Source organism: Streptomyces sp. SDr-06, from assembly GCF_003324565.1.
GTDB lineage: Bacteria > Actinomycetota > Actinomycetes > Streptomycetales > Streptomycetaceae > Streptomyces.
The window spans coordinates 120,661-135,502 of record NZ_QOLA01000017.1 but is presented as its reverse complement, the minus strand read 5'-3'; the positions used below and the strand labels follow the sequence as shown (position 1 = coordinate 135,502).

The following is a 14,842-nucleotide window of genomic DNA, read 5'->3' as shown; positions in this document are numbered from 1 at the left end:
CGGGCCCCTCGGCGGCAGGTCTTGGGTCAGCCCGCCCGGCGCCGCAGCATTCGCTGGGCGCCCAGGCCGAGCGCCGTGGCGCCCGCCAGAACCAGCGCGCCCCACAGGAAGTTCCCCTGGCCCGCGCTGTCACCCGATCCAGTGGAACTTCCGCCCCCGGAGCCCGACTTGTCCACCCCCTTCTTCAGGGGAACGCGCACCACCTTGCTCGCCACGCCCTCGGTGCCCACCATCAGGGCCGTGCCGTCCGGCGTGTAGGTGACCGATTCGGACTGGGGCTGCACCGGAGTGCCCGGCACCGCGTCCCAGTCGCCGAGCGGGTCGCCGGGGCCGCCCTTCCAGGCGTATTCGGCCAGCGCGAAGTACCCCCGCAGGGCCAGCTTCGCACCGTCCGGCGAGAACGCCCCGTCGGTCACCCAGGGCACCTCGCTCACCCGGCGGAAGACGTTCGTGCCGGAGGCGGAGAGTTGGGCGGGGCCCTCGTAGAGGCCGCCTCCGCGCTCGCGCTTGGAGGCGATGTAGACGCGGCCGGTCTTCGGGTGGACCATCAGCGCCTCGGCGTCGCGCGGCCCGTCGGCGTACTGGACGACGTACTGCGTGGCCCTGACCGTCTGGTCCCCGAGCCGGGCAGGTTCGTGGAAGCGGTAGATCCAGACGTGGCTCCAGGAGCCGTCCAGGTTGTCGCCGATGTCCCCGACGTAGAGGTCGCCGTCGGGCCCGATCGAGATCGCCTCCACGTCGCGCGGCCTGCCGACACCCTCCATGGTCACCCGCGCGACGGTCCGCCCGGTCCGCGCGTCGACGGCATAGACGTAGGGACCGTCCCCGCTGTCGTTGTGCGTCCAGTAGACGCCGGGGTGCGTCCGGCTCGCGGCCAGGCCGCTGGACTCGGTGATCCGGGGGTCCTCGATGGTGAACCCGCCGTCGTCGGCCACGGCCGGCCCCGCCGCCCACGCCAGGACGAACCCGGCCACCCCGCACACCCTCAGAAGCGAACGCATCCCCCCAGTGTCCACGGGCGCCTTCGGGAGCCGGGGTGTCCACCGTCACGTCGCCGCCCGGCGTACCGATCGGTAATGATGACCCCCATGCGTTTTCTCTTCGTCGGCGACTCCATGACCATCGGGTGCCCCGGCGACTTCACCTGGCGCCACCGCATGTGGCGCCACCTCGAAGCCACCTTCGACGGCCCGTACGAGATCGTCGGACCGCGCACCGCGCTCTACGACCCGGCGGCCGGCGCTCCCGTCTCGCACGACTACGCCGACCCCGCCTTCCCGCCCGCCGCCCGCCGCCACCTCGCAGGCTGGGGCGAGGGCTGGCTGCACATGGCCCCGGTGATCGGCGGGGCGGTCGCCGAGAGCCGGGCCGACGTGCTGCTCGTCTCGCTCGGCCTGATAGACCTCGGCTTCTACACGGACGCCGACCAGACCGCCGCCAACGTGCGCGCGTTCGTCGCGGGCGCCCGCGAGGCCAACCCGCGGGTGCGCGTGGTGGCCCTGCCGGTCATCCCGAACGTACGGGCCGAGGAGGACGCCGCGTTCGCCGCCCAGGTGGACCGCTTCAACGAGCTGCTCGCCAAGGCCGTCGCCGACCTCGACACGGCCGCGTCCCCGCTGCTGCTGGCCACCGTGCCGGACACGTACGACATCCACCGCGACACCTACGACGGCACGCATCCGGGACCCAGTGGCGAGCACAAGCTGGCGGCCGCCTTCGCCGACGCGCTGCACGGCGCCTGGGAGCTGGGCGGCCGCTACCCGTTGTAGGGGTGTCGGGTCCTGGCCGCCAACCGGCCAGGGCCGCGCCGGACTTCACGCCCGGCGCCATCGGCGGGCGTCACACCTTGATGACCAGCTTGCCCTTGGAGTGGCCGCCCTCGCTCAGCTCCAGGGCCTTGACCGCGTCGGCGAGCGGGAAGGTCTCGGCGTGGCGGACGCGCAGCCGGCCTTCCGCGGCGAGGCGGGCGTGGGCCGCGAAGACGAGTTCGGGGGCCTGCGTGCCGCCCCCGCTGAAGACCACGCCGTGGTCGGCGGCCGCCGGGTCGGCGATGGTCACGATGCGGCCGGTGCCGCCGCGCAGCTCGATCGAGTCGGGCAGCGCGCCCTGACCGGCCGCGTCGTACACCGCGTCGATGCCCTGCGGAGCGAGCTCACGCACCCGCTCGACCAGGCCTGGCCCGTACGCCACCGGGATCGCGCCCAGTTCGCGCAGGAAGGCGTGGTTCTCGGGGGACGCGGTGCCGATCACCGTGGCGCCCCGGGCCACCGCGAGCTGCACGCCGACCGAACCGGCCACACCCGCGGCTCCGTGCAGCAACAGGGTCTCGCCCGCGGCGAGTTCGAGCAGGTCGAGCACGCGCTGGGAGGTCTCGCCCGCCACGGGCAGCGCCACGGCCTGCTCCCAGGTCAGCGCGGCCGGCTTGAGCGCGATGTGGGTGGCCAGGGCGTACTCGGCGTAGGCGCCGGTGTCGGCGTGGCCGAACACCTCGTCGCCGACCGCGAACCCGGTGACGCCCTCGCCCAGTTCATCGACGACACCGGCCAGCTCCAGGCCGGGCACGGCCGGGAAGAGGGTCGGGAGCTGGGCCTGCATCCAGCCGTTCCGGATCTTGTAGTCGATCGGGTTGACGCCCGCCACGACCACCTTCACCCGCACCTGACCGGCGCCCGGCCGCGGCTTCTCGACCTCGCCCAGGGCCAGCACCTCAGGGCCGCCGAACCGCTCGTACACGATCGCTTCCATCACTGCACTCCTCGCATCGCCCACCACGCCGTCCACGCCGTGGTGCTTCTCGTCGTGGCTCAAGCGTCCGCCGTCACCGGGCTCAACCCGGCCCGCCTTACGGCCGGTTCGACCTGGCCACAAGGCCGGGCGCGGACGGCCGCGCCGACCGTAGGCTGAGGCGATGGAGCCCCGCACGATTCGCAGTACATCCCGCGCCCTTGGCGCCCCCGACCTGCTCGTCGTCGCCGCGGAGCTGGTGCGCGTGCCGATGGAGGAGATCCTGCCGGTCCTCTCCGAAGGACTGGCGCCGCTCGTCGGGCACACCGTCGCCGCCGACCTGTCCCCGCAGTGCGCCCACTCGCCGTTCAAGACGCACAGGCAGGCGGAGCCGGCCCCGCGGATCGCGGTCACCGACCTCCAGGCGCTGGGCCCGCGGGTCGTGCCGGGCCACCCCTGGCAGGGGACCGCCGCGGTCGGTGGCGAGGAACGGACGGTCCTCGCGGTCGCGAGCGGTGCCGGTGCGACAACGGACCGGCCGGCCCTGCTCGTTCTCGTACGGGAGCGGTCGGACACCGAACTGCCGACGGCGGACGCCGAGGCCGTCCAACACCTGTGGGACCTGGTGACCGGGCACCGCACCCGCATCACCAACGAGGCCGTGCCGGGCGCGCTCGCCCAGTCGCGGGCCACCGCCGGGGAGCGGGCCCGGGTGATCGCCGAGCTGGGCGAGGCGCACGAGGCCGCGCTCACCGCGCTGCTCGGCGTGCTGCGCGCCAAGGACCTCGACGACCGCGCGGCCCGCTCGCGCGCCGTCGACCTCGCCGTGTCCGCCCTGGTCGCGCTGCGCGCCGAGGCCGACCGCGACCAGGAACTCACCGAGGAACCGGCGGGTGAGGCCTTCGCCCGGCTCGCCGACTCGCTTAAGCCACTGCTGCGCCACAGCGACGTACGGCTCGAATTCGCGCCGCCGGAGGCCGAGACCGCCGAGATGTCGGTCCCGGGGGACGTCGTGCACCTCACGCGCGCGGCGGTACGCGCCGTCGTCCTGGCCATGGCCGCCCAGGAAGGAGTGCGCCGCATCCACGTCCGCTGGCAGCTCGCGGGCTGCCAACTCCTCGCGTCCGTACGGGACGACGGGCCCGGCGAACTGCCGCGCTCCGCGCTCGACACCCACCGGGTGGGCCGGCGCCTGGCCGCGCTCGGCGGCACCCTGGCCGTCGACGCGCTGCCCGGCTGGGGCACCACGGTGACCGCGACCCTGCCGCTCGGCGCACCCGAGACCCCGCGCGCCGACCCGCTGGCGGGGCTTCACCCGCGCGAGGCGGAGGTGCTCGCCCATCTCGCCCGGGGCCACCGCAACCGGACGATCGCCCAGGAGCTGCACATCAGCGAGTCGACCGTGAAGTTCCACGTCGCCAACATCCTGGCCAAGCTCGGAGTGAGCTCCCGGGGCGAGGCGGCGGCGGTCCTGCACGCGGTGGCGTGAGCGGAGGCCCGGGGGTCCTCGGGCCGTACGGGTGCGGTTGCCCGGCCTCGTCGCGGGGCCGTTGTCAGTGGCGGGTGCCAGACTCGATCGCGTGAACGAACGGTGGGCCATCGAGGCGACCGAGGGCGGCGGGGCACGGCTGGCACCCCTCGGGGACGACGGGCTGCCCACGGCAGGGGTGCGCGAGGAGGCCGACCTGGTCGAGGCCGTTCGCGGGCGCCCCGAGGTCGGCCGCTGGGTGTGGCGGTCCACCACCGCGATCTACCCCCGGCTGCTGGCGTCCGGGGTCAGGGTCGAGCGGTGCTACGACATCGAGGACGCCGAGCTGCTGCTGCTCGGCCACGAGGGCCGGTCGGGCGAGCCCCGCTCGGCGGCGGCCGCCTGGGCCCGGCTGCACCGCAGACCCGTCCCGGCCGACCCGCCACCCCGGGCGGCCGAGCCGGGCGCGCAGTCCTCGCTCTTCGAGGCCCACGGCAGCACGACCCTGCCCTTCGAGGCGCTCCTGGAGGTGTACGCGGACCAGCAGCGGCGCCACGACCGCGCCGAGCATCCAGGGCGGATGCGGCTGCTCACCGCGTCCGAGTCGGCGGGGATGCTGGTGGCCGCAGAGATGAACCGCGCGGGCCTGCCGTGGCGGGCCGATGTCCACCGCGAGGTGCTGCACGGCCTGCTCGGCGAGCGCTACGCGAGCGGCTCGCCCCGTACGGGGGGCGGGGGCGAGCCGCGCCGACTGGCCGAGCTGGCGGAGCAGGTGTCGGCGGCCTTCGGGCGCCGGGTCAGACCGGACCTGCCCGCCGATGTGGTGAAGGCCTTCGGCGAGGCGGGCATCCGCGTCAAGTCCACCCGCCGCTGGGAGCTGGCCGAGCTGGACCACCCGGCGGTCGAGCCGCTGATCGAGTACAAGAAGCTGTACCGGATCTGGACCGCGCACGGCTGGAGCTGGTTGCAGGACTGGGTGCGCGAGGGCCGCTTCCGCGCGGAGTACACCCCGGGCGGCACGGTCAGCGGCCGCTGGACGACCAACGGCGGCGGCGCCCTTCAGATCCCCAAGGTGATACGGCAGGCGGTGGTCGCCGACGACGGCTGGCGCCTGGTGGTCGCCGACGCCGACCAGATGGAGCCCAGGGTCCTCGCCGCGATCTCCCGCGACCCCGGCCTGATGGAGGTCGCGGGCCACGACGGCGACCTGTACACCTCGCTGTCCGACCGCGCGTTCTCCGGCGACCGCGAACACGCCAAGCTCGCACTGCTCGGCGCCATCTACGGCCAGACCTCGGGCGACGGCCTGAAGAACCTCGCGGCCCTGCGCAGACGCTTCCCGCTCGCGGTGGCGTACGTGGACGACGCGGCGAAGGCGGGCGAGGAGGGGCGCCTGGTCCGCACCTGGCTCGGCCGGACCAGCCCGCCCGCGGCGGGGGCGGGCGACGCCGAAGAGGCGGGTCTCCCCCAGATCCAGGACGACCAACTCGCTGGCATGGGCGGAGAGTTCACCCCGGGGTACGCCTCCAGTGACGCCCGCGCCCGCGGCCGGTTCACCCGGAACTTCGTGGTGCAGGGCAGCGCCGCGGACTGGGCGCTGCTGCTGCTCGCCGCCCTGCGCCAGGCGATCTCCACCGCCGGGCTCCGCGCCGAGCTGGTGTTCTTCCAGCACGACGAGGTGATCGTGCACTGCCCGGCGGAGGAGGCCGAGTTGGTCGCGAAGGCGATCCGCGAGGCGGGCGAACTGGCCGGGCGGATCGCCTTCGGAAACACGCCGGTGCGGTTCCCGTTCACGACGGCGATCGTGGAGCGCTATTCCGACGCGAAGTAGGGGTGGTTGGGGCGAGGCTGTGGGGTGCTGGTTCGAGCCACGCGGGGGGCCGCCGGGCCGGAGCGGCGCTGGGCGGGGCGGCGCGGACGCCGGGCAGGGAACAGAACGTCCCGACACCGGCGCCGCATGACCCCACGTGAAGGTGAGCCCGGTGATCTCACGTGAAGGTGAGCCAGTGCGGGTCCAGGGCGATGGCCTTCAGCTCGGCCAGGCTGAGGGCGGGCTCGGTGCGGGTGGCGGGCTTGCTCTGGTTGCCGGTGTTGTAGGCGGAGACGACGACGCGGAACCCGTCGGGGCGCACGGTGTCGGCGGTCCATCCGACCACCCCGTCGCCGCCCTTCTCGCCCGGCCTCTTGTCCAGGCCGATCCGGGTGCCGTCCGGCAGGGTCGAGGCCTCGCCCTGCGGGGAGACGTCCGACATCCGGGGCTGCACATTGATCTCCACGAGGCTCTTGCCCTTGCCGTCGTCGACCACGGCGAAGGCATAGCCGTCCTGGTTCCCGCGCTCGACGACCTTGAGCCCCTTGCCCGAGGGGAGCAGCGCGAGGAGTTGCTTCTGGACCGCCTCGCCGGACGGCCCGTTCGCGGCGGGCCTGTCCGGCTTCCCGGGCGCGCGCAGCCCGTCCGCCACCGAGAGCCACTTGGGCGAGGTGACCAGGGTCCTGAGCTGTTCGGCGGTGAGCGGCGGGGTGTCCCGGGAGACCGCGGCCCCCTTCTCGGCGGGCGCGTTCCACTCGCTCGCTTCGACCATCGTGCCCTTCGGGGTGATGAGAACGGCCCGCCACTCCTTGGTCGGCTCGCGCCGGTCGGGATACTCGTAGCCCTGGAGAAACAGATAGCGGGAGCCGTCGGCCAATTGCTCGGCCTTGCAGGCGTCGTAGTCCACGAACGCGCGCGCGGGGCAGGTCACTTGCTGCCCGCTGGGCTCGGCGGCCGGGTCGACCCTGCTCACCCCGAGCGAGACGAGCCCCGCGCCCTTCCCATCGTCGAACACGCCGGACGCCGATGCCGTGGTCCCGCCGCCCGGCCCGCCCGGTGCCTGCGGGTCGGCCGGTCCGCGCCCCTGCTCCTGGGTGACTTTGCCCGGGGGCAGCGAGGACGTGAAGAGCACGATCATCCGCTGCCCGCCGATGCCCCCGGACGCCTGGGGTTGGGGCGGCGGCGCGGCCACCGAGGCGCCCGCGCCGTCGCCGCCGACGAAGCCCGCGGCGTAGGCGCCGCCGAGTCCCACCGTGGCGAGCGCGAGCACACTGCCGGTGACGGCGGCCATACGGCGCCGGGCCAGTCGGCGTCGGCCCCGGAGCAGGCCGGACTCCACCAGGTCGCGACGGTCGCCGAGTTCGAAGCTGTCTCCGGTGCGGCGCAAGGCCTCGCCGAGTCGGTCCTCAAAGGGCATGGCGAACCACACCTTCCTGTTCTGGTCGCTGGAAAACGGGAGTTGAGCGGGGCGGGAACGGTTGCGGGGCGGGCGGGGCGCGGTCAGTGTGCGGCGTACTCCGCGAGGGAGCCGCCGAGGCGTTCACGGAGCTTGGCGAGGGCGCGCACCGAGCGGGTGCGGACGGCGGCCGAGCTCACGTTCATGGCGTCCGCCGTCTCCTCGATGCTGCGGTCCTCCCAGTAGCGCAGCACGACGACCGCCCGGTCCTTGGGCGAGAGCTGCCCGAGCGCGTCGAGAAGCGCCACGCGCAGGGCCGGGTCGTGCATCATGTCGGCTGCCTGGTCGGGGAGTTCGCCGAGCGGCCGCTCGGTGGCCGAGCGGCGACGGCGGTGCGTGAGGAAGGTCCGTACGAGCACGGTCTGCGCATAGCCCGCCGGGTTGTCGATCCTGGAGACGCGCCCCCACAGCACGTACATCCGGCCCAGCGTCTCCTGCACCAGGTCCTCGGCGAGATGGGTGTCGCCGCTGGTCAGCAGGCAGGCCGAGCGGAAGAGCTGCCCGGCGCGCCCCGACGCGAACTCCAGGAAGTCATCCGCCCGCGACAACCGGCCCGGCCGATCCGGTTCCACCTGTCTCCACCGCTGCCGCACGGCCGCCCCCACCCCTCACCTGCGTTCCCCTACACCTCACTGACGCGCCGGGCCCCCGGCGATGTTTCAACCGATTCCGCGCGACGGCCCCCCGGGAGGCGACCACCCGCGCCTCACACCGCCAGACGCCCGAACTCGGCGCCGAACTCCTCGGGAAACCCGGTCCATTGGAGCTCGCCCGGCAGATGGGCCATGTCGTTGTAGAGCAGCACGGAGGCGGGCCGGTCCGGGGTGTAGCGGATGACGGTCAGGCCCGTGTTGGCAGGGCTGAGCCCGATCCAGCGCCAGCCGGGTCCGTCGAGCGCGGCGCGCACCAGCCAGCCGATGAGGAAGGCGTGGGTGATGACGAGTTCGTGCCGCGGGGTGGCGCCCACGGCGGGGCCGGTGCAGCGCGCCGTCGCCTCCCGTACGAGCCGGTCCCCGGCCTCCCGCTCCCCCGGGCCGGGCGCGCCGAGGAAGCCGAGGACGCGGTCGGCGTCCGCGTCGGGAAGCTCCGCGCGCTCCGGCCAGTACGGCACGTAGTCCCCGGCCCATTCCGCCTCCGTCGGCGCCACCCCGGCCAGCTCGGCGGCGACGATCCGCGCGGTCTCGGCGGCCCGGCCGAGCGGCCCGTGATACACGGCGTCGAGCGGCACCCGAGCGAGCCGCCGCCCGAGCAGCCGGGCCTGCCGCCGCCCGGTCTCGCTGAGCACGGGCCCTTCGCGCCCGGCGTCGGCGTGGCGGGCCAGGTAGAGGTAGCGGGTGGTGGTGGGTGCGGGGTGCTGCGTGCTCAAGGCGCTGCTCCGTGGCGTCGGCTGGAACCTGATAATTGTTCACTTTCCATTGACAGGACACCTCCCGCGGCCCAAAGGTTCCCCCATGACGCCGCCGCCGCCGCTGCCCACTTTCCCGTCCGACTTCCTCTGGGGGGTGTCCGCCTCCGCGTTCCAGATCGAGGGCGCGGTGGACACCGACGGCCGGGGCCCGTCGGCCTGGGACGCGTTCACCAGGGAGCCCGGCCGGATCAAGGACGGCTCGCACGCGGACGTGGCCACCGACCACTATCACCGCTACCGCGAGGACGTCGCGCTGATGGCCCACCTGGGCGTCGGGGCCTACCGGTTCTCGATCGCGTGGTCCCGGGTGATGCCGAGCGGGCTGGGCCGGGTCAACCAGCGGGGCCTCGACTTCTACGACCGCCTGGTCGACGAGCTGTGCGCGGCAGGGATCACGCCCGTTCCCACCCTGTTCCACTGGGACACCCCCCTCGCCCTGGAGGAGCGCGGCGGCTGGCTCAGCCGGGACACGGCCGAGCGGTTCGCCGCGTACGCCTCGGTCGTCGCGGAGCGGCTCGCGGACCGGGTGCCGCGCTGGATCACCCTCAACGAGCCCGCGGAGATCACCCTGCTCGGGTACGGGCTGGGCGAGCACGCCCCCGGGAAGCGGCTGATCTTCGACGCACTGCCCGTCGCGCACCACCAACTGCTGGCCCACGGCATGGGAGTTGAGGCGCTGCGGGCCGCCGGGGCGCGGGAGATAGGCATCGCCGCCTCGCACAGCCCGGTGTGGACGGCCGGGGACACCGACGAGGACCGCGCGGCGTCCGAGCTCTACGACACCCTGATGAACCGCCTCTTCGCCGACCCGATCCTCACCGGCGCCTACCCCGAGGGCTGGGCCGAGCTGATGCCCGGCACGGTCGCCGAGGACCTGAAGGTCATCTCGACACCTCTCGACTGGTACGGGATCAACTACTACAACCCGGCGCTGGTCGGCGCGCCGAAGCCGGACGCCGTCACCAGCCTGGCCGGGATCGCGCTGCCGCCGGACCTGCCGTTCGGCCTGCACGAGATAGAGGGCCACGAGCGCACCGACTTCGGCTGGCCGGTGGTCCCGGACGGCCTGCACGAGCTCCTGCTCACCTTCCGCACCCGCTACGGGAGTTCGCTGCCGCCGGTCGTCATCACGGAGAACGGCTGCTCGTACGGGGACGGGCCCGATCCCGCCGACCCGGGCCGGGTGCGGGACGCCCGGCGGATCGCGTACCACGACGGCCATCTGCGCGCCCTGCACCGCGCGATGGCCGAGGGCATCGACGTGCGCGGCTACTTCATCTGGTCGATCCTGGACAACTTCGAGTGGGCGGAGGGGTACCGGCAGCGCTTCGGCCTCGTCCACGTCGACTACGAGACGCTGGCGCGCACGCCGAAGGACTCGTACGCCTGGTACCGGGACGTCGTACGGGGCGGCGCGGGACACCCCCCCGGGGGCGGCGAGCGGAGTGCCGCCGGGGACGCGCGGGACGTCCGGTGACGGCGGAGCCCGGGGCCAGAGCCCTGGGCACGCCGGTGGAGGACACCGGGGAACGGGCCGGTGGACGCTTTGTGAGCGCGCTGTCGCTGGCCAACCTGGGGGTGTGGGTGGGCTGGTTCGGCCCCCTGCAACTACTGCTCGCTCGCCAGGCCGAACGCTTCACACCCGATCACAAAGCGTCAACTCTCGCCCTGGTGACGGGACTCGGCGCCGCCGTGTCGATGGTGGCGAACCCGGTGTTCGGCGCGCTGTCCGACCGCACGAGGGCGCGGGTGGGCCGCCGGATCCCGTGGGTCGTGGCGGGTGGCGCGGGCGGGTTCGCGGGGCTGCTCGTCCTCGCGTGGGCGCCGGATGTGCCGACGATGGCGGCGGGCTGGTGCCTGGTGCAGCTGGCCCTGAACGCCTCGTTCGCCGCGCTGACGGCCGCCGTCCCGGACCAGGTCCCGCACCGGCAGCGCGGCATGGTCGGCGGCTGGCTGGGGGTGTCGCAGGTGAGCGGCATCCTGGTGGGCACGGCCCTGGCGACGGCGGCGGGCGGGATCAGCACGGGGTACGCAACCTGCGCGGCCTTCTCGCTCCTGGCGGCCCTGCCGTACGTGGCAATGCGCCGAGACACACCCCTGTCGGCGTCAGCCCAACACCCGTTCCGCTGGCGGGAGTTCCTGACGGGCTTCTGGATGGACCCGCGGAAATTCCCGGACTTCGGCTGGGCCTGGCTGACGCGCTTCCTGATGAACCTGTCGTACTCGATCAGCACGATGTACCTGCTGTACTACCTGAGCGACGCGGTGCACTACGCGGGCGACGCGGACACCGGGGTGCTGATCCTGACCGCCCTGGACGCGGTCACGCTGCTCGGCACGGTGGTGATCAGCGGCATCTGGTCGGACCGCACGGGCCGGCGCAAGGTCTTCGTCGTCTGGTCCGGACTGGTGATCTCGGCGGCGACGATGCTGCTCGCGGTGCGGCAGACCTGGACGGGCGCGGTGGTGGCGTCCCTGGTCCTGGGCGTCGGCTACGGCGTCTACACGTCGGTGGACTTCGCCCTCCTCACCGACGTCCTCCCCAGCGCCACCGACCGCGGCCGCGACCTGGGCGTCATCAACATAGCCAACGCCCTCCCCCAGGTCCTGGCCCCCGCGATAGCCGCCCCGGTGGTAACCCACCTGGGCGGCTACACCGCGCTGTACGCACTGGCGGGCGTGATCGGGGTGGGAGGGTCGGTACTCGTGGGGCGGATCCGGGGGGTGCGCTAAGCCACACCCCACCAGAAGCAAAGCAAAAGCCCCAGGTCACGGCGAGTGAGTCCTGGGGCTTCCACAGAGCCGCCTTCGGGATTCGAACCCGAGACCTACGCATTACGAGTGCGTTGCTCTGGCCAACTGAGCTAAGGCGGCACCGCTCTGCGCACCATGGTGCGAGCAGCAGCGTCGCCAAGTCTACACAGTTTCTGGAGTGGTCCCGACCAGCCTCCGGGCCGGGGGTCGGGGAGCTATGAGCAGCGCTTTTTCTTGACGGGCGGGGCGCCGTCCAGGAGGTAGGTGTTGATCGCGGTGTCGATGCAATCGCTGCCGCGGCCGTACGCGGTGTGGCCGTCGCCCTCGTAGGTGAGGAGGGTGCCGGAGGAGAGCTGGGCGGCGAGGGACTCGGCCCACTTGTAGGGGGTCGCCGGGTCGCGGGTGGTGCCGACGACCAGGATCGGGGCGGCGCCCCTCGCCTCGATGCGGTGCGGGGTGCCGGTCGCCTTGACCGGCCAGTACGTGCAGTTCAGGCCCGACCAGGCGAAGCCGTCGCCGAACACCGGGGAGGCCTGCTCGAAGGAGGGCAGGGCGGCCGTCACGTCGGCCGGGCCGGAGAAGGACGGCGGCAGGTCGAGGCAGTTCACGGCGGCGTTGGCGAACATCAGGTTCGCGTACTTCCCGCTCGCGTCGCGCTCGTAGTAGGAGTCCGCCAGGGCCAGCAGCCCCGCGCCGTCGCCGTTCATGGCGCGGGACAGGGCGGTCCGCAGTTCCGGCCAGGCGGCCTGGTCGTACATCGCCGCGATGACGCCCGTGGTCGCCAGGGCCTCGCCGAGCCGGCGGCTCTGGCCGGTGGGAATCGGCTTGGCGTCGACGGCCTTGAAGAACCGGCGCAGCCGGTCGGAGGCGTCCGCCGGCGAGTCGGTGCCCAGCGGGCACTCCTTCCGCTTGACGCAGTCCGCCGCGAAGGACTGGAACGCCGTCTCGAACCCCGCCGTCTGGTCGCGGTTCATGTCGAGGGAGGACAGGGAGGGGTCCATCGCCCCGTCGAGGACGAGCCGCCCGGTGCGGGCCGGGAAGAGCTCCGCGTACGTGGCCCCGAGGAACGTGCCGTACGAGGCGCCGACGTAGTGCAGCTTCTGGTCGCCGAGGACCTCCCGCAGGATGTCCATGTCACGGGCCGCCTCGACCGTGGAGACATGGGGCAGGATCTTGCCGGACTTGGCCTCGCAGCCGTTCGCGAAGTCCTTGAACGCCTTGGCGAGGGCGGCCTGTTCGGCCGCGTCGTCGGGGGTCTGGTCGACCTCCGTGTACGCGTCCATCTCCTTGCCCGAGAGGCATTCCACGGGCGCGCTGCGGGCCACGCCGCGCGGGTCCACGGCCACCATGTCGTAGCGGGCCCGGACCGGCGCCGGGTAGCCGATGCCCGCGTACGACTGGAGGTAGCCGACCGCCGAGCCGCCCGGGCCGCCCGGGTTGACCAGGAGCGACCCGATCCGTTTGCCGGGGCCGGTCGCCTTGACCCGGGCCACCGCGAGGTCGATCGAGGGGCCGGCGGGTTTCGCGTAGTCCAGCGGCGCCTTCATCGTGGCGCACTCGAACTTGGCGACCCCGCAGGCCCGCCAGCTCAGCTTCTGTGTGTAGTACGGGGCGAGCGCCTCGGCCGTGGGCGCGTCAGGGGGACCCGCCTTGGTCGCGGCGTGCGGGGAGGCGGTCGCGGACGTGGACGAACTGCCCGACGAGCAGCCGGAGATGAGCAGGCCGGCCGTCGCGGCGGCGATGGCTGAAGTGCGGAGCAGGCGCCTGGAGTCCATCTCCGGAGCGTATCCGCCCCGTGACGTGATGTATGCGGTGCGCCGCGGTGCGGCTCGTACGGGTGATCCCGTCAACCTCGTCCGCCCTGACCTCCCCCATGGTCGGTGACCCCGGCCGCTTCAGCCCGCTCGCAGGGCCAGCGTCATGGACTCGACCGCCAGGAGCGGGGCCACATTGCGGTCCAGCGCATCGCGGCACGCCAGGATCGACTCGATGCGGCGCAGGGTGCGCTCCGGGCCCGACGAGCGGGCGATCCGGTCCACCGCGTCCCGTACGTCCTCGTTGGCGATGGCCGCCCTGGTGCCCAGTTGCAGCGCGAGGACGTCGCGGTAGAAGCCGGTCAGCTCGGTCAGCGCGAGGTCGAGGCTGTCGCGCTGCGTGCGGGTCTTGCGGCGCTTCTGCCGGTCCTCCAGCTCCTTCATCACGCCCGCGGTCCCGCGCGGCATGCGCCCCCCGGCGACCCCGCCCATGGCGGCCTTGAGCTCCTCGGTCTCCTTGACGTCGACCTCCTCGGCCACCTGCTTGGCGTCCTCCGCCGCGGTGTCGACCAACTCCTGCGCGGCCTTCAGGCAGCCGCCCACGTCGTCGACCCGCAGCGGCACCTTCAGGACCGCGGCGCGCCGGGCCCGGGCCGAGGGGTCGGTGGCCAGGCGGCGGGCGCGGCCGATGTGGCCCTGGGTGGCCCGGGCCGCCGCGTACGCGGCCTCGGGCTCGATGCCGTCGCGCCGGATCAGCACGTCGGCGACCGCCTCGACCGGCGGGGTGCGCAGGGTGAGGTGGCGGCAGCGGGACTTGATGGTGGGCAGCACGTCCTCCAAGGAGGGCGCGCACAGCAGCCACACCGTGCGCGGAGCGGGCTCCTCCACGGCCTTGAGGACGGCGTTGGCGGCCTGCTCGGTGAAGCGGTCGGCGTCCTCGATGATGATCACCTGCCAGCGGCCGCCCGACGGCGACAGCTGGGAACCCCGCACCAGCTCACGGGTCTGCTTGACGCCGATGGTGAGGCCCTCGGTGGTGATGACCGTGACATCGGCGTGCGTACCGATCAGAGCCGTATGGCAGCCGTCGCAGAAGCCGCAGCCCGGGGCGCCGCCCAGCGCCCGGTCCGGGCTGACGCACTGGAGGGCCGCCGCGAACGCGCGGGCCGCGGTGGGCCCGCCCGAGCCGGGCGGGCCGGTGAACAGCCAGGCGTGCGTCATCTTCGACGCCTCGGGGCGCGGCAGACCGGAACGCTCGGCGGTGACGAGCGCGTCGGCATCCCGGGCGGCGGCACCCAGCTGCTCCTGCACCCGCTCCTGACCCACCAGGTCGTCCCATACGGCCATCGACTGCCCCTCCGTACCTGCGTCACTCCTGCGCCCCATTGTGCGGCACCCCACTGACAAAGGACGCCGACGGGCACATCCCGCAGGTCAAGCACCGACCCGCGAGGAAAAGGCACCCGGA

The 14,842-nt window shown here is 73.5% G+C and carries 12 protein-coding genes and 1 tRNA gene; 5 read left to right on the top strand and 8 right to left on the bottom strand.

What is annotated here, in order from left to right:
* Nucleotides 1-26: 26 nt before the first annotated feature.
* Nucleotides 27-1,001: a WD40 repeat domain-containing protein gene (locus DT019_RS28385; protein ID WP_114039777.1), complete on the bottom strand. Its 975-nt coding sequence runs from the start codon at nt 999-1,001 to the stop codon at nt 27-29.
* A gap of 87 nt (nt 1,002-1,088) precedes the next feature.
* Between DT019_RS28385 and DT019_RS28380 the strand changes: the two genes are divergently transcribed.
* Entirely contained in the window at nt 1,089-1,769 is a 681-nt protein-coding gene (locus DT019_RS28380; RefSeq protein WP_114039776.1) for a GDSL-type esterase/lipase family protein, read from the top strand.
* A gap of 70 nt (nt 1,770-1,839) precedes the next feature.
* On the opposite strand, the gene DT019_RS28375 is transcribed toward DT019_RS28380, so the two are convergent.
* A complete protein-coding gene (locus DT019_RS28375; protein WP_114039775.1) occupies nt 1,840-2,745 on the bottom strand; it encodes an NADP-dependent oxidoreductase in 906 nt (301 codons plus the stop codon).
* Nucleotides 2,746-2,908: 163 nt separating this feature from the next.
* Between DT019_RS28375 and DT019_RS28370 the strand changes: the two genes are divergently transcribed.
* Nucleotides 2,909-4,213, top strand: a complete 1,305-nt coding sequence (locus DT019_RS28370; RefSeq protein WP_114039774.1) for a LuxR C-terminal-related transcriptional regulator — start codon at nt 2,909-2,911, stop codon at nt 4,211-4,213.
* 91 nt (nt 4,214-4,304) lie between these two features.
* Nucleotides 4,305-6,023, top strand: coding sequence for a bifunctional 3'-5' exonuclease/DNA polymerase (locus DT019_RS28365; protein WP_114039773.1), 1,719 nt, complete (start codon nt 4,305-4,307; stop codon nt 6,021-6,023).
* 157 nt (nt 6,024-6,180) lie between these two features.
* On the opposite strand, the gene DT019_RS28360 is transcribed toward DT019_RS28365, so the two are convergent.
* The 3 genes from DT019_RS28360 to DT019_RS28350 all read right to left on the bottom strand — a co-directional run bounded on the left by DT019_RS28360 (nt 6,181) and on the right by DT019_RS28350 (nt 8,824).
* Nucleotides 6,181-7,419, bottom strand: a complete 1,239-nt coding sequence (locus DT019_RS28360; RefSeq protein WP_114039772.1) for a hypothetical protein — start codon at nt 7,417-7,419, stop codon at nt 6,181-6,183.
* 83 nt (nt 7,420-7,502) lie between these two features.
* Nucleotides 7,503-8,030, bottom strand: coding sequence for a SigE family RNA polymerase sigma factor (locus DT019_RS28355; protein ID WP_223279811.1), 528 nt, complete (start codon nt 8,028-8,030; stop codon nt 7,503-7,505).
* A gap of 134 nt (nt 8,031-8,164) precedes the next feature.
* A complete protein-coding gene (locus tag DT019_RS28350; protein ID WP_114039771.1) occupies nt 8,165-8,824 on the bottom strand; it encodes a histidine phosphatase family protein in 660 nt (219 codons plus the stop codon).
* An 85-nt stretch (nt 8,825-8,909) separates the two neighbouring features.
* Between DT019_RS28350 and DT019_RS28345 the strand changes: the two genes are divergently transcribed.
* Nucleotides 8,910-10,343: a GH1 family beta-glucosidase gene (locus tag DT019_RS28345; RefSeq protein WP_114039770.1), complete on the top strand. Its 1,434-nt coding sequence runs from the start codon at nt 8,910-8,912 to the stop codon at nt 10,341-10,343.
* Complete coding sequence (locus tag DT019_RS28340; protein ID WP_411292743.1) at nt 10,340-11,599, top strand: MFS transporter; 1,260 nt, start codon at nt 10,340-10,342, stop codon at nt 11,597-11,599. Before DT019_RS28345 ends, DT019_RS28340 begins: the two co-directional genes overlap by 4 nt.
* Before the next feature lie 67 nt (nt 11,600-11,666).
* Here the strand turns inward: DT019_RS28340 and DT019_RS28335 are convergent.
* The 3 genes from DT019_RS28335 to DT019_RS28325 all read right to left on the bottom strand — a co-directional run bounded on the left by DT019_RS28335 (nt 11,667) and on the right by DT019_RS28325 (nt 14,721).
* Nucleotides 11,667-11,740: transfer RNA gene (locus tag DT019_RS28335), tRNA-Thr, on the bottom strand.
* Between the two features lie 95 nt (nt 11,741-11,835).
* Complete coding sequence (locus DT019_RS28330) at nt 11,836-13,395, bottom strand: alpha/beta hydrolase (RefSeq protein ID WP_114039769.1); 1,560 nt, start codon at nt 13,393-13,395, stop codon at nt 11,836-11,838.
* 120 nt (nt 13,396-13,515) lie between these two features.
* Nucleotides 13,516-14,721, bottom strand: a complete 1,206-nt coding sequence (locus DT019_RS28325; protein WP_114039768.1) for a DNA polymerase III subunit delta' — start codon at nt 14,719-14,721, stop codon at nt 13,516-13,518.
* Nucleotides 14,722-14,842 lie beyond the last annotated feature (121 nt).